This window comes from Candidatus Protochlamydia naegleriophila (genome assembly GCF_001499655.1).
Lineage (GTDB): Bacteria > Chlamydiota > Chlamydiia > Chlamydiales > Parachlamydiaceae > Protochlamydia > Protochlamydia naegleriophila.
Genome location: NZ_LN879502.1, coordinates 2,421,026 through 2,441,908, shown reverse-complemented (window position 1 = coordinate 2,441,908; position 20,883 = coordinate 2,421,026). Strand labels below are relative to the sequence as shown.

Sequence of the window (20,883 nt, the reverse complement as noted above, 5' to 3'; positions counted from 1 at the left end):
AAAACATCCTTTGCCTCTTAAAATTTCACTCAAGTGAGATGAAATGGGTCTAGAACGATATCAAATATCATTATTCCTTATACCAGATAGCCCAAAACAAGAAGAAGAATTTTTCTTCAAGTTACCTCTAACCCTCCATCTTTTTATAACTCATCAGAGATGACTTGAATATACATGGTTTTAATGTCTATAGTTTATAAACGGAGTATTTGATTTTTTTCTTTGTTGTTTTAGGATTTGGCTTTGATGTCTACGAATCTATTCACATGAGCATTCGCGACTTCTTGGAAGATATGCTAGCGGATCTTTTCCGAACGAACCCGCTCTTCAAAAGATATGGGAGGTTTTGGAATATCTAAGAGAGCGCTTCGAGCATGTGCTTCGCATCAATCCGTTCCGTCCCGCAACCTCCATCTAGGTGAGTATATAGGCATTCACTAGGGCCTTAGCGAACCTCTTGCAAGTCTTGTTGCTCGCTTTCCTTTGCGGGAAGTAGCGAGCGGTTATATTCGTCAATCATGTGCCCTTGATGATCCACGCACATGAAATGTTGCTCAGCCGGTTGAAGGGTAACGACAATCACATGGCGAGCCGAGGCAAACTTGGCCAGATAAAAAGGCTGCTTTTTGCTCTTCATTTTGCGTACTTTTTCAATGCCCCATGCTCCATCCCCTAAGTAAAGGACCCCTTTTGGATGAATGACATTATTTAAAAGAGGGTGGCTTCTTTTGTAAGCGTGGTCGTGGTGTTCAAAAGCGGCGTGGAGATTGCCGTTTTCGAATGCAGGCACCCAATGAAGGCGGATGGCTTTGCTGTGGGGATTATTAAAGTCGCGTATGGATGGATATGCGGGTACATGATACATGGCGAAGCGGTGCTGCATGTGCTGCCTTGTGTCGAGCGCGCTTTTGATCCAGCTGGCTTGATTGCCGGCAATGGGATTGGCGTGGCCTGAATCGAGAATCAAGAGGCTTAAATAAGAGCTAAAATCCAAAACGTTGTAAATACTTTCGCCTGGCATGGGGAAAAGGGAACTGAAAATTTTTGCCTGGTCGGGCGTTTGGCCGAAGTGGCCTGCCAGGTCATGGTTCCCGATTGCTGCAATGATTGGAATGAGGCGTCCTTCCGGTGTAACCATGGAGCGATGCCAAGCTTGGAGCCACTCGATCCAGCGGTTAATTTTTTGAAAAGGAAGGTGGATCGATCCTACCGAATAGGCAATGTCGCCGCCCACGAGTGCAAAGGATGGATTGACTTTTGCTGCTTGTTGGCACATTTCAATCATCAAATCGATTCCATCGTGATACATATCACCGCCCACAACGAAGCGAAGAGGGCGAAGCAGAGAAGACTGCATGGTACGGAAAAGATAGGTTTTGTCATCATGCAACAATTTGAATAGATAATCGGTATCGGGCTCTAAATTCGTCAGTTCGATCCGGTGAATGAGGTATTGAGACGTTTGTGGAAAATTAAGCCAGGAGCCTTCGACTTCTTGCCAATTCGTTTCATGCCTTGCCCGATAAAGCAGGCGGCTGTCCTTATCACTCGTTGCACTCACCCATTGAACGGTCATGGTGGTTGTGGGGTCTTTTTGCCAGGTTAGATAAACAGTATCGGAGGCCAGGTCTGCTTGGCAAAGAGAGTAGGCTAAGCAAAAAAAGAGGCAAACAAATGAGCGATAAAATCTAATGAACATATGCATTCCTTTTCCCTTACGTTCCGCGGAAAAATCCCGTATCGCGAATTGCAATGCGAGCATAAAGGGAGATTCTTAAACCGTAAAATAATAGCACATGAAGGGATTATACCGAAGTAAAGTAAAACAAAGAAGGCAAAGGGCGTTTGCCCTTTGCCTTAAAAGAGAGCGTTTACAAGTTCTTGAGAGCTTCTTTGGTTAATGCTTCTAGAACGCGGTTGCTGCGGTTGATGAACTCATGCAAAGCATGGGGATCCATTTCTCTTTGAGAGAGGAGCGCAAGCTCATAGACTTCCTGAATGAGTTCTTTAGCTAGCTCTGGGTTCTTGCGATCGAGTTTTTCAATTGATTCAACCAAAGAGTTATTTGTGTTGATGACAAACGTTTTCTTGTTGAATAGATCCATCTGCAGGTTTCTCTCTTCCGGATCTAAACGCATCATGTATTCGCGCATTCTTCTTTGCTTTTCATCGATTAAAATGAAACCCGGTAAAGCATCGGAGGCCAAGCTTTTAGCCTGGACGTCAACTGTTTCGTCATTCAGTTTGGAGCGCACAAAATCTTCCAATTTGACAGCCTCAGTTTTTCCTTCGGCGTCTAAGACTGTTTTCTCGCGGCTCTTATCGACGATGTTGTCATGCACTTCGGCGTCAATGCGCTGGAACGAGACAGGGCTCAGTTTGGTTTCTAGGAAATTGATGAGATAGGGATCGAGGGGAGTATTGGCGCATAAAATTTCAATCCCTTGCTTGCGGTAAATGTCCAGGACATGAGCGGCATGCTTTTCATCGATCGTATAGAAAATTTTATTTTTTGCTTTTTCTTGATTGCGATCTAAGTAGTCGGCAATTGTCGTCCACTCTTTATCTGTATTTTTCCAAATCAAGAATTCCTTGGCGCGTTCGTAGAATTTTTCGTCTTCTAGAATACCCAATTTGACAATGAGAGAGCTGTCTTGCCAGGCTTGAATAAAGCGTTCTCTATCTGTTTTATAGAGGCTTGCCAAGCTATCCGATACCTTTTTCGAGATGTGGTTCGCAAGCTGCCTTACAGTGCGGTCCATTTGTAAGTAGCTTCTAGATACATTCAAAGGGATATCCGGGCTGTCGATGACCCCTTTTAAAACGGTCAAATAGTTAGGGATTAAATCTTTGCAGGTGTCTGATACAAAGACCCGATTGCAATACAGGCTGACGCTGCTCTTGTTCATATCGAAATCGCGCCGTATTTTGGGGAAGTAGAGAATCCCTTTTAAGCGGAAAGGATAGTCAACGTTTAGATGAACCCAAAAAAGCGGATCTTCTTCTAATGGGAAAAGCTCATGATAAAATTTGAGATAGTCTTCTTTCGTACATTCGGATGCTGGCTTAATCCATAGCGGTTCGTATTCATTGATTCGTTTGCCATCGAGGTAGATGGGGTAGGGAAGGAAGGAACAGTAGTGAGTAAGAATTTTTCCAATGAGTTCTGGATCCAGGCATTCGTCGTGTTCTTTACCAATGAAAAGCGTGATTTCAGTTCCTCTTGTTTCACGCGTGCCACGATCGAGCTCATAGTCTGACGAACCATCGCAAGTCCACAAGACTGGTTCAGAATCCGGCTTATAGGATAGGGTATTGATTTCGACCTTGTCTGCGACCATGTAAGCAGAATAAAATCCTAAGCCAAAGTGGCCGATGATTTGGTCATTTTCATTGTTAGACTGGTAATTGCTCAAAAACTCTTCTGCACCAGAAAAGGCAATTTGGGCGATATATTTTTTAACTTCTTCAGCATCCATCCCGATTCCGTTGTCAGTAAACGTTAGGGTATGGGCCTCTTTGTTGATTTGGATGTCGATGCGGAAATCCTCATCTTTGACTTCAACAAGGCCTTGATCGCGCAGGATCTTGACTTTTTGAATGGCGTCACAAGCATTGGAGACGAGTTCACGCACATAGATGTCTTTGTCTGAATACAGCCATTTTTTAATAATGGGTAAAATGTTTTCGCTGTGGATTTGAAGAGATCCTTTTTCCATTCTCTATACCTATTCTAGTTAACAATTTTTGGATTTAATCATTTTTAAATAGAGGAGCAACTGTGCGTTTAATCAAACAATCAGTTGCAAAGCCCCATCAATTAGGAGTCAGGCCTTAATGGCAATGCAGGAAATTTCTACCAAGGCATCTAAGGGAAGGCGGGCAACTTGAATTGTTTGCCTTGCCGGTGGTATGGGTTGGGTAAAGCATTTGCCATAAGCTTCATTGACAACGGCAAAATCATTTAAGTCTTTTAAAAAGACATCGCAGCGAACCACATCTTGAAAGGTACAATCAGCAGTTTTAAGAATTGCTTCTAAATTGCTCAATACCCGTTCGACTTGCAAGCGAATATCCGCCTTTTCGAGTTTGCCCGTTGCTGGATCGATTGGAAGTTGGCCCGAAACGTAAAGGTGTTTATCGGCTAATACTGCTTGTGAGTAAGGTCCGATGGTTTGAGGGGCATGCATGGTTTCAATTTTTTTAAAATTAGCCATCAATCACTCCTAGTTAAATGGGTTTTATGAGGAACATTCTAAAGTGTTTAGCATTTTGGAAGGGAGTTTTTTAAGGATTTTGTATGGAAATATTTGCATAGAGTAGAGATTCCTGATAAGAAAAGAGTGCTTAAGGTGTCGAAACAGGGAATAAGCTGTGTTTTCTGAGGACTAATTTTACAGCTTCAATCAAGAGTCAAATCAATTATTAAGTATACCGCTTTCATGAGGGTATAAGGGAGATCTAATGGCTAACGGAAATGGCTTGGGAAGTTCTGCAGTGATAGCGATTGGCATATTAGTAATCATAGCCGTGATTGCGTTATTTTATTTCTTGGCGGAAACAGGTCATGAGAATGGAAAAAATATGCCTTATGAAGATAAAGCTGAGCAGCCGCTTCCAATGGCTCCTCCTTTATCAAAATAAGCAACTCTTTCTTTTTTAACCAGTTATTGGATGTTTCATTGAGATGGCTTAACCATTTCTATTGCTGGGAAAATAAGAGAGGGGTATACCAGAGACACAATCAAAAAAAATCTTTTGAAAAGTAATTTTTTGCTACAGGGCTGCCATGGTACATCAGACTTTTCTACCGTATATTATTTTAGGTGAAGTGGGAGGATTCGACCCCCTATTGAGTTTGTATGCAATTGCAGCTTTTATTGTCATTGGTGTTGGGTTAGCGGCTTTGATTCTTTTTACCAAAGCGAAGTTTGTCACCTCTGACATGTGTACGATTAAAATTAATGAAGACGATGCACTTACGATTCATACACAAGGTGGCGGAACGCTCCTCAATGCTTTGACCTCGCATGGCATCCCTATTCCGAGCCCATGTGGCGGTAAGGCGACTTGTAAGCAGTGCAAGGTGCAAATCGTCGATGGTGCAAGCGTTCCTCTACAGACAGATATTGACACTTTTTCAAAAAAGCAGCTCAAAGAGGGATGGCGCCTGTCTTGTCAATCGAAGGTTAAAGGAGATATACACGTCCATGTTGATGAACATGCCTTAGGTGTTAAGGAATGGACGGCAACGGTTTTGAGTAATGAGAATGTGGCAACTTTCATTAAAGAATTGATTGTTGAAATCCCGGAAGGAGCAGAAGTTCCTTACCGATCGGGAGGGTATTTACAGTTTCACGTTCCTCCTTTTAAAACCAATACGGAAGATTGGAAAGCAACGATGGATCCCAAATTCTACCAGGATTGGGAAAAATATGGCCTTTTTGGCAAAGAGTTGGATTTTTCCAATTTGCCTGCAAGTCCCAATGAAACGATTCGAGCGTATTCGATGGCCTCTTATCCGGCCGAGGGGCGAAAACTTATTTTCAATATCCGCATTGCAACTCCCCCTTTTATCAATGGAAAGATTCGCGATGATGTGCCTTGGGGAATCTGTTCGTCCTATACCTTCGGGTTAAAACCGGGAGACAAGCTGCGTTTATCCGGCCCTTATGGGGAATCCTTTATGATTAATGATGACCGTGAATTAGTTTTCTTAATCGGAGGGGCAGGCTCTTCATTTGGCCGCAGCCATATCCTTCATCTATTTAATACGGAAAACACACACCGCAAACTCTCGATGTGGTATGGGGCACGCTCTTTAAAAGAAAATATTTATCAAAAAGAATATGAAGAGCTGCAAGCCAAGCATCCTAACTTCAGCTATAAGCTTGTTCTATCCGAGCCCCTGCCAGAGGATCTGGCTGCTGGGTGGCCTGCGAAAGATCCAGTTAAAACGAATTTCCTTTTCAGAGCTTTTGAAGAGGGGCAGCTCAAGAAGATGGATTATCCGGAAGAAAGTCTTTTTTATGTGTGCGGACCTCCTATGCACAACAAGAGTATACTGAAGCTTTTAGATGATTATGGCGTTCCTCGCGAAAACATCATCTTGGATGACTTTGGTAGTTAGATTGTCCTTTTTGTCAAAAGGTGCATGAATCCTATTTAAGTGAATAGGGTTCATGCTTTTTTTATTTCAATTTTTAGCATACACAGATATGTCGACCTCAAAACGATAGATTGACAGGATGGCTGTTAGGGCTTAATCTTATATTTAGAGCAAAAGTAAAGCGGTACTCATTTATCTATGCGTATTTTAGTCGCACAAATTAATCCAACCATTGCAGATCTGGCAGGTAATACTCAGCGCATTTTACAAGCTATTGAAAGGGGGCGCAGGCAAGGAGCTAATTTAATCCTCTTGCCAGAGCTTGCTTTAAGCGGCTATCCTCCAGAAGATTTTCTTTTGCTTCCTCACTTTATGGAAGCTGTTGAAACGCATTTGAATCACATTGTTTCGGCTTCGAGCGGTGTTTGCGTTATTGTTGGTTTGCCTAGGCGCAATCCTCATCATATGGAAAAAATTTTGTACAATAGCGCTGCTATTATTCAGGACCAACAGCTGCTCGGTTATGTCGATAAGGCGCTATTGCCAACCTATGATGTTTTTGATGAGAGGCGCTATTTTGAACCAGGTGAACCTTCTAAAATTTGGACTCTACAGGGCCATAAGGTGGCAATTACTATTTGCGAGGATCTTTGGCAGCATAGCGGTTTTTTGCAATCGACTCATTATCGCAGGGATCCGATTCTCGAGTTTCAAGGGCAAAATCCTTCACTACTGCTCAATTTATCGGCATCTCCCTACAGCGTTTCTAAGTTTCATACCCGTTTACAAGTCTGTTTAACGGCTGCAAAGACCCTCCATTGCCCAGTTATCCTTTGCAATCAAGTCGGCGGCAATGACAGTTTAATTTTTGATGGCTATAGCGTGTTTGTCAATGAGCGAGGCCTCATCCAGTGTGCTAAGGGATTTAAAGAGGATGATTTACTTATTGATCTTGCCAAGCCGGATGCTGGGCAGCTTCACGTCGATCACCACGTCTTAAACGATCTCTATCATGCCCTTGTACTTGGGATGCACGATTATTTTAAAAAACTTGGATTTAAAAAAGCATGTCTTGGACTCTCTGGTGGGATTGATTCTGCGCTTGTGGCTTGCCTTGCAGCCGAAGCCTTAGGGCCAGAAAATGTGCTGGCTGTCTGCATGCCTTCGCGCTATTCTTCTCCTGACAGTGCAAGAGATGCCGCTCTTCTTGCCAAGAGGCTCGGAATAAACTATAAGGAGGTTTCCATAGAATCTCCTTTTGAAAGTTATCTAGAGCTTCTCAAACCAGAGTTTGCCGGGCAGGCTGAGGATATCACTGAAGAAAATTTACAGGCCCGCATCCGGGGAATGCTGCTCATGGCTTTTTCCAATAAATTTGGCTATATCGTCTTGAGCACCAGTAATAAAAGCGAATTTGCCATGGGATATTCCACTCTATATGGTGATATGTGCGGGGGCTTAGCTGTCCTCAGTGATGTGACAAAGCAGCAAATTTATGCCTTGGCCGAGTGGATTAATCGCCATGAAGAGATCATTCCTTGGAATACCATCCGCCGCCCTCCCTCTGCCGAGCTGCGTCATGACCAAAAAGATTCCGACTCCCTTCCCGATTATGCCATTGTCGATCACGTTCTACAAGCTTATGTTGAAGATCATCGCTCTCCTCAATGGATTGCAGATCACTTTCAGTATCCCTTGCCTCTTGTAGAAGAGCTGATTAAAAAAATCCACAATAATGAATATAAACGGAGGCAGGCTCCTCCAGGTCTTCGCGTATCGGAAAAAGCCTTTTCTGTCGGGAGACGCTTTCCAATCGTACAAAGATGGATGTAAATCATGAAGTTTAAATTCTATTTTATCAGCTTGTTTCTTTTGTGCAGCGCAGTCCTCTTTTCCCATGAAGGACATCAGCATGCTGATGCATTAATGCTATCAGCTCCAGAAACAACCATGAACCTGCATGAGGGAGGATTGATTGGATGGATTTTATGGCTCGGACATCTCCATCTTGTCTTTCTTCATTTTCCCATTGCCTTAATCATTATGACAGTCGTGGCTGAGATCCTCTTTTTTTGGCATGACAGTTTCTTATTCGACCATGCAGCTCGCTTTATGATTACGGCAGCTGCCATCCTCGCCCCCATTACAGCTCTGTTTGGCTTTGCTTTGGGATTTGGACAGTTCTACGAGGGATCGATGAACGATATCTATGCTTGGCACCGCTACTTTGGAGTCGTCACGGCCATTCTCGCCCTTTGGGCTGCAACGCTTCGCGAACACTATGCACGCGGCAAAAGCGAAAGCTTAAAGTCTTATTATACCTGCTTGTTTTTTGCTTTTCTCGTTGTCAATTTAACCGGTCTGTTCGGTGGCATTCTGGCTTTTGGCTTCCCGCTTTAGACAAGCCAATAAGACCCTGCTGATCCCTAAGCCCTGATTTTGATCAGGGTCTTAAGCCGCAGCTCTGCCGCTATTCTTGTCATATTATTTCTTTATTTATTTCATCTTGATTTTAAATAACTCTATTTTTTTAATTAACGCATTGCTTTTTTTGTTTTTAGTATTATTGATAATTTAAAGTTTATTTAAATAAAAGATTTTTATAATGATGATAAGTTTTACGCAAACAATGGATGACTATTTTAATTGCGAAGCTGGTCGCTATTTAAGCAATTTCCATTCTTTTGAGCAGTCTTTAATTTCTAATAGGGAATCTTTTCCTTTTTTATGCACATTATTTAATGAAATGTTGGGTAAAACGAAAGTTTTCATTGCCAATGCCAAGCCTTATTTGGTTGCGACTGCGCAAAAGAACGCGGTTAAGAGTATAAGACATGTGGTTGCAGTGAGGGAATTGGAAAGAAAAGCGAATGCCATTATGGGACGGATTTGCCCCGCAACTCAGAGCGCTCTATTGCCAAATTTGCCGCTATTTTTTTTGAGTGAATGTCAAGAAACGATTGTGGCTCATCTTAAAAGCGCCAATCGTTTGCCGTTTTACTCCATCAATGCATTGATTGAATATCACGCTGAGATTGAAAGTGAGCTAGAAGGGGAAATAGAGGACCTTTACCAGGCGACAGTCAAACTTCGTTTCGCTTATCACTTATTAGCAGATCGTCTGGATGAAGATGATCTATTGGAAAAGAGCGAATTAGAGCTGTGCTTTGGGGGGAGTTCTGAGTTTAAAGGTGCATTGAGCTATGCAAAAATCCTTCACGAGCTTTATTTATCGGCCTCTTTAGAACGCAAAGAGCTTTTCAAGTTTTTACTCGACCGCATCATGTGGGTCAAGGCTACAGCTCTTAAGACATGCTTTTTTTTGACGATGGAAAAAAATAATTCCTTGGATGCTCAACAAACTTATTTTGCAGATTTACTCGACGTACTTGAACAAAGAAAGCCAGTGGAAGATTTCTACCGCTTTTATCAGCTAGCCACGTTTGAGTGTCCTGTAGTCGAATGGGTGATTTTGAATGAGATCTGTCATGATGTCTTGGATATGATTAAGGGAATTGCTAAAGGAGATAAGGGCATTTTTTGCGCTGGAACAAAAGATCACTTCGTCCTTGCCCAAGTGGAGCGTAGTGAAGAGGATGAGATTGTCTATACTCTTTTCAACACGGGAGAGGGAAGTGATCTTTTTATGCGTTTATCTGGGGCATTGGAAACATTTGTACGTCCAGTGAGATTTAGAGGATTGAGTCGAGATGTCTTTACCTACGACTTTATTGAAAAATTGCTCAAATTTAGCATAGACAAAGAGACGACGATCGAATCATTTTATGCTTTTCATTTAGAAAGATTTAAAGAGGTGGGATATATCGATTGTGAAAGCGCTGAGCTGATTCGATCGACTCCGCTCGGCACCTGTGCCTATAATACCTTTGATGCGTGGATAGATTCCTATCTAACACCCTCAGAGATTATCAAAAAAGAAAAAACTAAAGTCCAAACGGCTTTAGAGAAACAAAATCAGGTTATTGACTTCTTGCAAAAAAAAGTATGGAAGAGCGCTGACTCAAGCGAATCGGACTATTTGCTCAAAAAAGCTCTTCAATTAAAGGATCTCTATGAAATTTACCAAGCCAAGCTGGCTGATGGATCGCAGTTAAAAGAGCTCGAACAAAGACGCACCACGATTCAGGCTTTTGAACAGTCTAAATAATCAAGAACTTTACACCACAGGTTTAGTCTGGTTCTTTCAATCAGAATCAGGCTAACGGTTAGGTGAAGTTCCCTTCCCGCAGATTTAAAGCAGCTCCATCATCTTGAAGCGTAATAGTTATCATTAATCGCCTTCATTTAACAGATTATTGCTTCAATGCCTTCCCATTCAGACATAAGTCTTTAAGCCAGGTTTTAATTGGATATTAATTTAATCTTTAGTTTTTTGATATTTACTTTGAATTTAAATGAAAATAATAATCACTTAACAAAATAACAATAAAAACCTGTATAAATTTATTATTATTTTAATTTAAACATGGTTTTGTTAATGAATTATTTAGTTTCAGTTGTAGAAGGCGAATGTTTTAATAATACAGCTAAATCCATTATGGATCATTTGAATAGGGTGGAATATTGTTTAGAATTTGAGAGAAAATTTGAAAACAAAACAAAAACAGATTTAGATCAAGCTTTGTTAATGATCCCCCTCATGATCGAGCATTTATCAAGTGCGCCTCTTTATCAATCAGAAAACTTTTTAGGAATGTGTATTGGGCGAATTATCTTGCTCGGGAAAATCGAACAAAAAGTGCAGGCGATTCGAGAGTTCATGCATCCAGTCATCTCTTATCCTGTAAAAAAGAAAGAGTGTGTATTGAGAAAGCTAGATGACACTCTTCCTGCCTTAAAGACTCGTATTCAAAAGCTCGTTTCAGGTTTGATCGGCTCTTATCGGTTACCTTTTGGATCCTTTGATGCTTGGAATAGCTATTATCATTCGGTGGAAACTAGTTTGAATGGGGAAACGAAAAGCTTGCGGCAAGCCAAGGTTAAGCAAGTAGAAATTTTTCATTTATTAGCCGATAAATTTGGTGAAGAGGATGTTGAAATTGCAGGTTCAAATACATTAGGTGGGAGTGATGAGCTGCATGCAGCCATCAGCTATTCTCGCATTCTGAGCGAACTTTTACTTGTCCCTGGCATTCGCAAAGAGGTTGTCCAATTTTTACTCGAACGGGTGAATCAGGCCAAGCAGATTGCTTTGAAAACAACCTATATTACGCACATGGAAAAAAATAAGTCTGCGCATGCTCGGCAAGCCTATTTCTCCGATTTACTCAAGCTTGTTTATGATGGAAAATACTTTACCTTAGATAAATTGAATCAGATTTATAAATTGTCATTGAGTAATTGTCCTATACCAGCTGAGGTTGTTTTAGGAGACGTTTGTCATGATTTAGTAAAGATGATAGCGGATCTGAAGGTAGGCGATAAACGGATTTTTTGTGCAGGGACCACTTCCCATCAAGTTCTTATTGAAATAGAGTGTAATCAAGAGCAAGAGTTCTTCTATACGATTCTTAACACTGGCGAAGGAAGTGATATTAATTTGGAAGATGATGACAATTCAGATGATCAAGAGTTTGCAAAGCCAATAACGTATGGGCATTTAAAACGTGAAACATTTACCCATGAATTTTTTACGAAATTAATGGGATATAGCTATAACAAGAGGGCCACAATTGAAGACTTTTATGAATTTCATTGGTCGCAATTGATAACAAAAGCTAAAGGAGTAATTGATTACGAGTATTCTCCTATGGTAAGGTCGCAATATTTCGAGATCTGTACTTATGCGATTTTTGATGAATGGGTAGATTCTCATTTACTAGAAACAGAAATCACTGAAAAAGAACGTATTAAAGTACGCAATGCATTAAGCAAGCAAGCTCAGGCAATTGAAACCATTTACAGCCAAGCTATTAAGAAAAAGTCTGCGACTCAAAAGGTCAGCGAAATGCCGAAAAGAATACCTAATATGCTAAAACAAGCCTTTAGATTGAGGCGTCTATGCGAAAAATATCAAAATAATTTAGATAAGGAGGATGGTGAAGAGAGTGAAGATATTGAGATGAATATGGTTTAGGCTTCTTCCCATCCCCAAGCGATGACATCGGAAATTTGAGTACCTGGATGGCGCAGCATCATGAGGCGGTCGAAGCCGACGGCTACGCCGCAGCAGTCGGGGAGCCCCTTTTCTAGAGCATGTAAAAAGTTGTCATCGATTGGAAGGGGTACCTTTCCAAGGGTTTGCCTTGCTGCATTCGAATCAATAAAGCGCGCTTTTTGCTCACTTGAGTCGGTCAGTTCATGGTACCCATTGGCCAATTCAACGCCTTTATAGTAGATTTCAAAGCGTTCTGCGACTTGCTCTGTTCCATGCCACTGCTTGCAGGCAAGTGCTGCTTGGCTTGCAGGATAATAGGCCAGTACCGAGAGTTCGTCTTGACCAAGGGTTGGCTCAATTGTTGTTCCGAGGATTAGATTGAGTAGTGCATCTTTGCCTTCCTCTTGAATTGACGCATAAAAGGGAATATTATTGGCTTGGATATAGGCAAAGAGTTCTTGTTCTGTTGCCTTAGAATAGTCAATTCCCGTCTCTTTTAAAAAGAGCTCTCGGTAAGAGATGATCTGGTAGGGTAGATTGCCCGTAAACAAACGGATGAAATCGACCGTTTCAGCGATCATCTTTTCCAAACTAAAGCCCAAGCGGTACCACTCTGCCATGGTAAACTCGGGATTATGCTTGTGACTCAGTTCACCATCGCGAAAAACGTGTGAAAGTTGATAGCAATCTCCCATTCCTTCCGCCAAAAGCCTTTTCATGCCGTATTCTGGAGAAGAGTGAAGGTAGCAGCGAGCTGTGCCGTGATAGGTGGCTGGAATTAAGTCGATATGGGCATCGATGGCTGCACGCACACTTAAGCTTGGGCAATCGACTTCTAAGACATGGCGCTTCGCGAAAAATTCACGGGCTTTGTGAAGCATAAAAGCGCGATCATGTAGTCGCGCTATTTTGGGGGAGGGCAAGGCCATTTTACTCGGATACGCGAGAGACATATTCGCCAGTACGAGTATCAACCTTAATTTTTTCACCTTGGTCAACGAAAATAGGCACCTGAACTTTTGCACCGCTTTCTAAAATGGCAGGCTTCATGACGCGGCCAGAAGCTGTGTCTCCGCGAACGCCAGGCGATGTTTCGGTGATGACCATGTCCATGAAAGTTGGAGGCTCAACGTTGACCGGATTGCCGTTGTAGAAGATCACTTCGTAAAGATGATCATCCATGAGCCACTGAATTGTTTCACCGATGCTCTCTAAAGGAATTTTAATTTGTTCGAATGTTTTTTCATCCATGAAAATGACGCCATCGCTTTCTTTGTAAAGCATGCGCATTTGCTCTTCAGCCACATCCGCTAAATCTAATTTCTCACCCGACTTAAATGTGCGTTCAATCACACGGCCAGTTAATAAGTGTTTCATTCTCATGCGGTTAAAGGCTTGCCCTTTACCTGGTTTAACGAACTCGTTGCTGATAATTGTATAAGGCTGACCTTCAACGACGAGTTTGACGCCGCCTCTGATATCACTAGTGCTCATTTGTGCCATAGATTCATAATCCTTCTCTTAAATCTGGTGTATAAAGTGCTAACTATACTCTAAAAAGGCTTGATAAGTCCAGAAATTCCATCGCTTTGTCCATTGCCCAATTGTCATTATAAACAGTTTCTTGTGAAAAGAGTGTTGAGTAAAAAAAGGTTTGAGGATACTTTCAGTCAAATCTTATTTTCCAAAAACAGCAAGGATTTGTCGTTTGGCAAACATTTAAATAACCAGCCAAAAATAGACTATCACCTGGCTTTGGTTCATAAGGTAAAAAGCAAATGGTCAAATAAAACGAGGTTATACATGTGGTTCAAACGCTACAGGGATTACCCAATTGACAAGCCTCTCATCAAGGAGCAAGTCGAGCCGGGCAAGGGCATCATCGGTTGCGAGATGCATGACTTAAATGGATGGGGACTCGAAAATCATCGGATGAGGCCTAAAAAAAGAGGAGTGCTTGCTACTTTGCTGATTTATTTTTTTGGAGACAAGCATGAGTGATCCTAGACAGCAGCACGGCAATCATACGTGGGACTTAGTTTTGCACTATTATCGTTGCCCGAAATGCGGGTATATTATAGAAAATCGCGATAAATATGAGCGTGGCATGGCCTCGCTGCAAAAAGAGGTGAGCTGCGCCCGTTGTGAGCATATCTTTACGGTTACGAAAGAAACGAAGCCCACATTTGGACCTTTATTTGGCAATCACGAGTCATTTTAAGACACTTACCCTGAAGGAATCGTTATGAATAATATCACACTGCAAACAGAAGAAGAACGCCTTTTGCAAGAGAAAATAGCCAGGGATACGTTGGAGCGCTATTCCGGTTCACCAGTTGATGATTTTCAACCCTATGTCATGCTGACAAATTTCTCAAGATATGTCCACTATTTTGCCGAAAGCCGCGACGTTCCTGTGATCGAGGGATCGACCTTCAAAGTGGCTCATTCTCCAAAAGAGCGCGTGACGATTTTAGATTTCAAAATCGGTTCTCCAGCCGCTGCCTTAGTCGTTGATTTATGCGCTTTTTTGCCAATTCGAGCGGCCCTTCTGCTGGGCATGTGCGGCGGTTTGCGCAGACATTACACAATTGGAGAATACTTTGTACCGATCGCCAGCATTCGAGGAGAGGGGACCTCTGACTTCTATTTTCCATCCGAAGTTCCGTCTTTGGCTAACTTTTTGGTGCAAAAAATTGTGACTAACGTTCTGGACGAAACGCAGACGCCTTATCATATTGGTATTACGCATACTACGAATAAGCGTTTTTGGGAATTTGACCAAGACTTCCGCACGCGCCTTAAAGTAACCCGTCCGCAGGCAATTGAAATGGAATGCGCCACATTATTTATGGGCGGATATAGCCATAAATTACCGCTTGGTGCACTGCTTTTGATTTCAGATCTTCCCTTGAATCACGATGGAATCAAAACGAAAAAAAGCTCTGAAAATGTTTTCAACACCTATACGGGTGAGCATGTCGAAAAGGGCATCCAAGTCATGCATGCTTTAGATATCGCTTTGAAGCATGAAGCTAAAGGGATTTTTAGAGGTAGCCGCCGCAGATTTGAAAGTACGATCACAGACTAGTAATGAGTATCTGCCAGAAGAGATCTCTTCTGGCAGCTTTTTAACCTTGAAGGAAGAACGCACTATCATCTGTCGTTTCAGGATTGGCTTCAATAGGTTCTATTCCTGCTATGCTTGGAAGCTGCATCAATTTTTTCATAATTTCTAGCAAAAGCTTTTGTAGCAAACGGAGCTTTTCTAGCTGATCATCATCCTGCTCAATTTTAGCAGTCAGCGCTCTAATGAATTGCCTGATAGATTTATTGGGATCATCGCTTTGGCATCCTTCTACGAGAATATCTGCAGCATTGGCATACAAGGCGTGATCAGAATTTTCGCTCTTAGCTGCAATCGCTTTTAAAACTTGTCTGACAGTGGAGTTGGAAGGAGCGGTTTGCTGTGCATGAGCCAGCGAAAGAATCAATGCAAAAGAAATAAGGCTTTGCTTTATTAGATCGCGTTCGAGAGCGTCTGCTTTGGCGTATTCATCTAAGTCGTTGACCATCAAACTGGCCAAGTCAGCAACAATCCAGCGATTAAGCATTTGCAGTCCGAAGTCGAAAGGATTGAGGAGAGGATTGGTTTGATAGAACATGGCAAATCCAAGCGCTTGATGGATCACGACTTTGATTAATAATAAATCGAGCATTTGATTCGGCCGGATCCATCCCCTTGAAATGCCAGGTGTCGTTTGAAAATGCTGTGTTTCATTCTTTAAGCGCTGAGTGTCGGTGCCTGAATCGTTTGCTTCCTCTGCTTCCAAGTTTTCGATCCAGTTGCTTAAGATAGGAGGTGTAACAGATGGAAACAAAAGGGCATTCAAAGAGGCGGAGATGAGAGGCTGGAAGTCTTTCGCCCTTTTACGGCCCCATGTCGATTCAATTCTTGTAAGAGAAGGCCCGTTGCTTGTTAGAAAGCGGTCCAATTTGGCATCTATTTGGGCGATAATTAGATCGAGTTCTCTTTCAGAAAGCTCTTCCCAACCGCTTGGAAGGGATTGAGCCATGGCAGCATAAAGAGGATTGCCATAAGGTCCTTCTTTCACCTCTGCCTGCCTTTTGGCCATTCCAGCGTTTGGGCCATCCTCAATGATTGGAGGAGTGATGCCAAGAGTTAGCAATTGCATCATGATGTGCGGATGATGGCCTAATACTAATCCAGGTCCGCTGCTAAGCAGTTCGAAATTGTTCGATTTCAAAAAAGTGAGTTGATTTCTCAAGTCGAGAAGCTGCAATAGGGAGGGTTGCTCAAAAACCGTCGGAAAGGAAAGGCCTGCCATGGTTAGCGTGATGAGAGGAGTAAAAATAACTGGCTGGAGAAAAGGCACATGCCTTAGATCTGCATCAATTGAGGCTTGCACTTGGTCAATGACACCATCCATTTCGGCTCCCGATAATTCTTCCCATCCAGAGGGTATTGTTTGAGCCAGGGGTGCAAAGAGAGGATTATCGTAAGGCTTTAGTCTTTCTGCGATGGCTTTTGCCGCCATTCCATCGAAAGGACCCCCTCCTGCGGAGGAAGGGATGATGCCTTGTTGGAGCAGTCGAAGCATTAAATCGGGTCTTCTGCCTAAAATGATGCGCTGACCCGTACTAATCAGCTCCATTCCATTTGCTCTCAACTCTTTGAGCTGAGTCAAAAGATCTATTTTTCCCATTAGGCCCAGCAGGCTGGGTTCATGAATTTCAGAGAGATTTAATAAAGCCTGGGTCAAGGCCCGCCTATCGCTTGCTTCTAATAGTTCAATATCTCGTTGCGTTTGCCTAAGCTGCATTAAAGCTTTGCTCAATGTACTCAAAAACGTTGAAAGAGAGTCTTGGTTGCTATCGTGAAGGCTAGCCTCCGGCCCCTGTTTTGCCTGCTTGGCTATGGGAATCTTTGTATGCAATAGGGATAGACTTTCATGCAGGATCTCATCGACTGCATGGAAGGTGTTCTCGATGTCCTTCTTGATTGGAAGTTTACGGAAAAGAAGTTCTCCAGGTGCTGTTAAAAAAGGCTGATCGAGAGAGTGTGTGGTTCCATACTCTTCGGCCGATGAAATGATAGAAGCCCCTTCATCTATAGGCTCAGATTTTTTAGCAGCATCTGGCTTGGGCAAGGGAGAGAGCTTTTCATCGATCGGAAATGAATCAGAGCGGTTTGACCACTGTGGATTAGTGTCAATTGTCATAGATCCCTCATACAGTTGATGATCATCTGACGCAGTATGTGCCGTTAGTCAGGTGATTGAATATTGTTTACAAGGCAACTCAACTTGTGCGCGCTACTCCTGGTTTGGATGACTTGTTTGTTGAAGGCGCTAAAGCATCTAAGGTGAGTTGGGTTCGATGGGTTATTTCGACGTACTCGGGCTTGCCCTGCGCTCTTTTGATGACAATTCGCAAGGCGACACAGGCTGAAATCCAATCGTTATTGTGTAAATAGCAGTCAGCTGCGTAAAAATAAGGCATTGGATTTTGCGCATCTACAATGCCGCACTGAATATAGCCGCGCGCTGCTTCACCATATTCTTTAAGCATTAAACAACAAGTTGCCATTCCATAAATAAAATTATAGTCGGTCGAATCGAGTAAGAGTAAAATGGCAAACAAACCCTTTGCTTCCCGATACTTACCCGCCGAATATAATTGATAGGCCCTCTCATAAAGCTTCTTCGCATTTTCTTCGTCCAAATGGAGCGATTCTCTCGAAATAATGCCCTGTTCCAGCAAATATAAAATGAGCTGCTGCTTTATCGACTCAAATCGTTCTCTCTGTAAAACGGACTGTTTATCTTGACCGCCTGAAAGAGCTTTTTTCCTCGCCATAGTCCTACCTTCCTGTTTTGAAAGTGAGTCATGCGATTAAATCTTCTTATTATAATTATAATTTATAAAATGAATTTAAACTATCTTTATAGTCTTTTGCGAGTTTGTATTTTTTATTTAGCTTTTGCCGTAAATAGAAAAAAGGAATAGGGCCATTTAATTGAGGGCAGGAATTGGGAAACTTGGGACGAATAAAGGAAAGGCTTAAGAAAGATCTTACCCTTGATTGCTTTTTAAGCCACGGTGATGGCTGTTTAGCAATTGATTAGAGTCCTTGATTCTATTTAATTCTTGCGGATAATAATAAAAAAAGATAAAATTAGTTTAATTATTTTTAATGGAATATCATGTCATCTTTAAGCGCTTCCACCTCTGATTGTTCTTTGGCAAGCGCTTGTGTCTGCTTACAGACTGTCGTCGTCGTGCGCAGCTAGCGCACATTATTTTTTATTTCCCCCTTACTCTTATCCTAATTAATACTTACAGAGACGGAGTCTACGATGACAATTTTAAAAAAATCCGACCTTTATGCGACCGGACTGGCCATTTTTGCCATGTTTTTCGGGGCTGGAAACATCATTTTTCCCTTAGCCTTAGGCCATCTGGCACTCGATCAAACACCTTATGCAATGGCTGGCCTTCTTATTACAGCCGTTTTTTTGCCCTTTGCTGGCCTTTTAACCATGTTTTTATATAATGGCGACATTAGAGCTTTTTTTGGCCGCTTAGGGCGTTTGCCCGGGCTTGCGTTGGCTTTTTTAATCATCGCTCTTTTGGGACCGTTTGGTTCGACCCCCCGCTGCATAGCGCTTGCCTACTCGACGTTTAAGCTCTCTTTTTCAGAGACTTCTCTTCCTCTTTTTAGTGCCATTTCCTGTTTAACTGTCTTTTTATTGGCTTATAAAAAGAGTCGCTTACTGGACATATTGGGCTATTTATTAACTCCTCTTTTATTAGGGCTGCTTGCTCTGATTGTGGTCTTGGGAATGATCTATGCTCCTTCTTCTGCACCGATTGCATCGAGTAGCGGGAGTGAGATGTTTTGGCATGGCTTGACAGAAGGGTATAATACGATGGATCTTTTAGCCGCCATTTTTTTTGCGCCGATCATCATCGCCTTTACCCAGCAAAAGACGGCCATGCTCGCGAATTCACAAGACAGATTGAAGTTTATTCTGAAAGCGAGTGGAATTGGTGCCTTTCTTCTTTCTATCGTTTACCTGGGTTTTAGTTTCATCGCTTTTTCCCACGCAAGCGAGATGCCGGGCGTTCCAGCCGATCAGCTATTAGCTGCCTTGGCCTTGAAAATTTTAGGGCCGCAAGGGGGGGTAATTGTTTGCTTAACAGTTGTTTTGGCGTGTTTGACAACAGCGATTGCCTTGATTACAGCTTTTGCTGAGTTTACAAAAAAAGACATTCTAAAAGACAGACTGGGCTATTTTCCCGTTTTGATTGGTTCGTTGGCATTGACCTTTTGCATTTCAATTTTTGAGTTTCAGGGCATTTCGCAGTTTTTATCTCCCGTTTTGGAGATTTGCTACCCTGTTTTAATTGCCCTCACGGCCTTTAATTTATATGGAAACCTTTATCGGTTGCAGCTCTTGACTGAGGAGGCTCAAAACGCTTAAAAGAGGAGCTTAAAGCAATCGATAGAAGACCAAATTGAAGAACAACCAAGAGGAGCGATCGTGATTACCTATCAAGAGTTTGAAAAGGTGGACATACGCGTAGGTACAATTATTCAAGCCGACCTATTTCCGCAGGCTCGTAAACCTGCTTATCAGCTGCGCATTGATTTTGGCGAGAAGATTGGGATCAAACGATCTTCCGCACAAATAACGCAGCACTATCAACTGCAAGAGCTCATCGGCAAGCAAGTTTTAGCCGTTGTCAATTTTGCTCCTAAGCAAATTGGCCCTTTTGTATCTGAAGTCTTAGTATTGGGATTAAGCGATCCGATCGGGCAGATTGTACTAATTGCGCCTGACAAGCAAGTTCCAAATGGTGGAAAACTCCATTGATTTTAATGGTAGGAGAGCCTTAGATGAAAAAAAGAGCTCTTTTACCCATTCTTTGCTTGCTATCAGGGGGCCGCTTTTGTATGAAATTCTTTTGTCTCTTAAATAAATTTCCTTTTATGTAAACGATTCTCTCATAACCTTTGTCAAAGGAAGATACCATCATGAACATTGCGAGCTTTCCATTGTATGGCACCTCTATCTGGTCTTTAACCGAAGAGGAAAGGATCCATCTCGAGTCAGTCGAAAAAAGCAGCCCTAGCACCTCTCATATAGATGAAGCCGATGAAATGGAGTGTATTTTTACTGCTCTGCCCTTTGCAGACAGCGATAGTGATGTTGATATAGAGGAAGTTTTGCCGAACGAAGAGGATTATTCAGGAAAAGGCAAGCTTAGCCAATCCTCAGTCATGTCTACGGCTGGTTTTAAAGAGTGGCTGCATACTTCCTGGCATTCGATTGATGGGGCTAATCCAGAAGCAACAAAAGAGGCCGAAACCATTGATTTCTCCACTTGCCAAGAATTTACCGAGTCGAAGCGCAAATACCGGAAGATCACGTATCATAAGATGTCGCAGCCTTATGCTGCTAACCTATTTCGTTCCGAGTCTTCTAAATTCTGAGATGGTTAAATTTTTAAAAGAAAACTTACTAAAAAACGGAGCGTTTCGCTACTGTAAGCCTATGGGTTATTCCCCTGAGTATTGGATTTGCGCTTGGAAAATGCAGCGCTAAATCCAATACTCAGGTCATTTGAA

19 protein-coding genes are annotated in these 20,883 nt (G+C 42.3%); 12 read left to right on the top strand and 7 right to left on the bottom strand.

Annotated elements, in window-relative coordinates; all coding sequences use genetic code 11:
• Positions 1-445: 445 nt before the first annotated feature.
• The 3 genes from PNK_RS10370 to PNK_RS10360 form a co-directional block, all read right to left on the bottom strand.
• The gene (locus PNK_RS10370) at positions 446-1,699 is read right to left on the bottom strand and encodes a purple acid phosphatase family protein (RefSeq protein ID WP_059061921.1); all 1,254 of its coding nucleotides are present in this window, start codon (positions 1,697-1,699) and stop codon (positions 446-448) included.
• Positions 1,700-1,871: 172 nt separating this feature from the next.
• The gene (gene htpG / locus PNK_RS10365; RefSeq protein ID WP_059061919.1) at positions 1,872-3,719 is read right to left on the bottom strand and encodes a molecular chaperone HtpG; all 1,848 of its coding nucleotides are present in this window, start codon (positions 3,717-3,719) and stop codon (positions 1,872-1,874) included.
• 108 nt (positions 3,720-3,827) lie between these two features.
• Positions 3,828-4,217, bottom strand: a complete 390-nt coding sequence (locus PNK_RS10360) for a Rid family detoxifying hydrolase (RefSeq protein WP_059061918.1) — start codon at positions 4,215-4,217, stop codon at positions 3,828-3,830.
• A 247-nt stretch (positions 4,218-4,464) separates the two neighbouring features.
• Here PNK_RS10360 and PNK_RS10355 point away from each other — a divergent pair, with 247 nt between their 5' ends.
• From PNK_RS10355 to PNK_RS10330, 6 genes are all read left to right on the top strand, one after another.
• The gene (locus PNK_RS10355) at positions 4,465-4,644 is read left to right on the top strand and encodes a hypothetical protein (protein WP_059061915.1); all 180 of its coding nucleotides are present in this window, start codon (positions 4,465-4,467) and stop codon (positions 4,642-4,644) included.
• 145 nt (positions 4,645-4,789) lie between these two features.
• Positions 4,790-6,130 carry an NADH:ubiquinone reductase (Na(+)-transporting) subunit F gene (gene nqrF / locus PNK_RS10350; protein WP_079992903.1) on the top strand — a complete coding sequence of 447 codons (1,341 nt, stop codon included), beginning with the start codon at positions 4,790-4,792 and terminating at the stop codon, positions 6,128-6,130.
• A gap of 177 nt (positions 6,131-6,307) precedes the next feature.
• A complete protein-coding gene (locus PNK_RS10345; protein ID WP_059061912.1) occupies positions 6,308-7,942 on the top strand; it encodes an NAD+ synthase in 1,635 nt (544 codons plus the stop codon).
• Between the two features lie 3 nt (positions 7,943-7,945).
• Complete coding sequence (locus tag PNK_RS10340) at positions 7,946-8,509, top strand: DUF2231 domain-containing protein (RefSeq protein WP_059061909.1); 564 nt, start codon at positions 7,946-7,948, stop codon at positions 8,507-8,509.
• A 205-nt stretch (positions 8,510-8,714) separates the two neighbouring features.
• Positions 8,715-10,277 carry a hypothetical protein gene (locus PNK_RS10335; protein ID WP_059061907.1) on the top strand — a complete coding sequence of 521 codons (1,563 nt, stop codon included), beginning with the start codon at positions 8,715-8,717 and terminating at the stop codon, positions 10,275-10,277.
• A 330-nt stretch (positions 10,278-10,607) separates the two neighbouring features.
• Positions 10,608-12,206 carry a hypothetical protein gene (locus tag PNK_RS10330; protein WP_059061904.1) on the top strand — a complete coding sequence of 533 codons (1,599 nt, stop codon included), beginning with the start codon at positions 10,608-10,610 and terminating at the stop codon, positions 12,204-12,206.
• Here PNK_RS10330 and epmA read toward each other — a convergent pair.
• Positions 12,203-13,156: an EF-P lysine aminoacylase EpmA gene (epmA, locus tag PNK_RS10325; RefSeq protein WP_032124314.1), complete on the bottom strand. Its 954-nt coding sequence runs from the start codon at positions 13,154-13,156 to the stop codon at positions 12,203-12,205. The two genes, PNK_RS10330 and epmA, sit on opposite strands and share 4 nt — an antisense overlap.
• A 1-nt stretch (position 13,157) precedes the next feature.
• Positions 13,158-13,730, bottom strand: coding sequence for an elongation factor P (gene efp / locus PNK_RS10320; protein WP_032123814.1), 573 nt, complete (start codon positions 13,728-13,730; stop codon positions 13,158-13,160).
• 300 nt (positions 13,731-14,030) lie between these two features.
• Here efp and PNK_RS10315 point away from each other — a divergent pair, with 300 nt between their 5' ends.
• From PNK_RS10315 to PNK_RS10305, 3 genes are read left to right on the top strand one after another with little or no spacing between them, the layout of a single operon-like run.
• Complete coding sequence (locus PNK_RS10315) at positions 14,031-14,228, top strand: hypothetical protein (protein ID WP_032124315.1); 198 nt, start codon at positions 14,031-14,033, stop codon at positions 14,226-14,228.
• Entirely contained in the window at positions 14,221-14,448 is a 228-nt protein-coding gene (locus PNK_RS10310) for an SIR2 family protein (protein WP_059061903.1), read from the top strand. Before PNK_RS10315 ends, PNK_RS10310 begins: the two co-directional genes overlap by 8 nt.
• Before the next feature lie 24 nt (positions 14,449-14,472).
• On the top strand, positions 14,473-15,318 hold the full coding sequence (locus PNK_RS10305; protein ID WP_032123816.1) for an AMP nucleosidase: 846 nt from the start codon (positions 14,473-14,475) through the stop codon (positions 15,316-15,318).
• Between the two features lie 40 nt (positions 15,319-15,358).
• On the opposite strand, the gene PNK_RS10300 is transcribed toward PNK_RS10305, so the two are convergent.
• Positions 15,359-17,470, bottom strand: coding sequence for a hypothetical protein (locus tag PNK_RS10300; RefSeq protein ID WP_059061901.1), 2,112 nt, complete (start codon positions 17,468-17,470; stop codon positions 15,359-15,361).
• Between the two features lie 79 nt (positions 17,471-17,549).
• Complete coding sequence (locus PNK_RS10295; protein ID WP_059061899.1) at positions 17,550-18,107, bottom strand: SycD/LcrH family type III secretion system chaperone; 558 nt, start codon at positions 18,105-18,107, stop codon at positions 17,550-17,552.
• Positions 18,108-18,607: 500 nt separating this feature from the next.
• On the opposite strand from PNK_RS10295, the gene PNK_RS10290 reads away from it, so the two are divergent.
• The 3 genes from PNK_RS10290 to PNK_RS10280 all read left to right on the top strand — a co-directional run bounded on the left by PNK_RS10290 (position 18,608) and on the right by PNK_RS10280 (position 20,748).
• Positions 18,608-19,735: a branched-chain amino acid transport system II carrier protein gene (locus PNK_RS10290; RefSeq protein ID WP_059061898.1), complete on the top strand. Its 1,128-nt coding sequence runs from the start codon at positions 18,608-18,610 to the stop codon at positions 19,733-19,735.
• Between the two features lie 60 nt (positions 19,736-19,795).
• A complete protein-coding gene (locus tag PNK_RS10285) occupies positions 19,796-20,128 on the top strand; it encodes a tRNA-binding protein (protein WP_231909244.1) in 333 nt (110 codons plus the stop codon).
• A 161-nt stretch (positions 20,129-20,289) separates the two neighbouring features.
• Positions 20,290-20,748 (top strand): hypothetical protein, encoded by a 459-nt coding sequence (locus PNK_RS10280; protein WP_059061896.1) that lies wholly within the window; start codon positions 20,290-20,292, stop codon positions 20,746-20,748.
• Positions 20,749-20,883: the final 135 nt, after the last annotated feature.

Excerpts from the sequence above, each read along its gene's own strand:
- PNK_RS10370 (WP_059061921.1), bottom strand. The coding sequence starts at position 1,699 with ATGTTCATTAGATTTTATCGCTCATTTGTTTGCCTCTTTTTTTGCTTA.
- htpG (WP_059061919.1), bottom strand. The coding sequence starts at position 3,719 with ATGGAAAAAGGATCTCTTCAAATCCACAGCGAAAACATTTTACCCATT.
- PNK_RS10360 (WP_059061918.1), bottom strand. The coding sequence starts at position 4,217 with ATGGCTAATTTTAAAAAAATTGAAACCATGCATGCCCCTCAAACCATC.
- PNK_RS10355 (WP_059061915.1), top strand. The coding sequence starts at position 4,465 with ATGGCTAACGGAAATGGCTTGGGAAGTTCTGCAGTGATAGCGATTGGC.
- nqrF (WP_079992903.1), top strand. The coding sequence starts at position 4,790 with ATGGTACATCAGACTTTTCTACCGTATATTATTTTAGGTGAAGTGGGA.
- PNK_RS10345 (WP_059061912.1), top strand. The coding sequence starts at position 6,308 with ATGCGTATTTTAGTCGCACAAATTAATCCAACCATTGCAGATCTGGCA.
- PNK_RS10340 (WP_059061909.1), top strand. The coding sequence starts at position 7,946 with ATGAAGTTTAAATTCTATTTTATCAGCTTGTTTCTTTTGTGCAGCGCA.
- PNK_RS10335 (WP_059061907.1), top strand. The coding sequence starts at position 8,715 with ATGATGATAAGTTTTACGCAAACAATGGATGACTATTTTAATTGCGAA.
- PNK_RS10330 (WP_059061904.1), top strand. The coding sequence starts at position 10,608 with ATGAATTATTTAGTTTCAGTTGTAGAAGGCGAATGTTTTAATAATACA.
- epmA (WP_032124314.1), bottom strand. The coding sequence starts at position 13,156 with ATGGCCTTGCCCTCCCCCAAAATAGCGCGACTACATGATCGCGCTTTT.
- efp (WP_032123814.1), bottom strand. The coding sequence starts at position 13,730 with ATGGCACAAATGAGCACTAGTGATATCAGAGGCGGCGTCAAACTCGTC.
- PNK_RS10315 (WP_032124315.1), top strand. The coding sequence starts at position 14,031 with ATGTGGTTCAAACGCTACAGGGATTACCCAATTGACAAGCCTCTCATC.
- PNK_RS10310 (WP_059061903.1), top strand. The coding sequence starts at position 14,221 with ATGAGTGATCCTAGACAGCAGCACGGCAATCATACGTGGGACTTAGTT.
- PNK_RS10305 (WP_032123816.1), top strand. The coding sequence starts at position 14,473 with ATGAATAATATCACACTGCAAACAGAAGAAGAACGCCTTTTGCAAGAG.
- PNK_RS10300 (WP_059061901.1), bottom strand. The coding sequence starts at position 17,470 with ATGACAATTGACACTAATCCACAGTGGTCAAACCGCTCTGATTCATTT.
- PNK_RS10295 (WP_059061899.1), bottom strand. The coding sequence starts at position 18,107 with ATGGCGAGGAAAAAAGCTCTTTCAGGCGGTCAAGATAAACAGTCCGTT.
- PNK_RS10290 (WP_059061898.1), top strand. The coding sequence starts at position 18,608 with ATGACAATTTTAAAAAAATCCGACCTTTATGCGACCGGACTGGCCATT.
- PNK_RS10280 (WP_059061896.1), top strand. The coding sequence starts at position 20,290 with ATGAACATTGCGAGCTTTCCATTGTATGGCACCTCTATCTGGTCTTTA.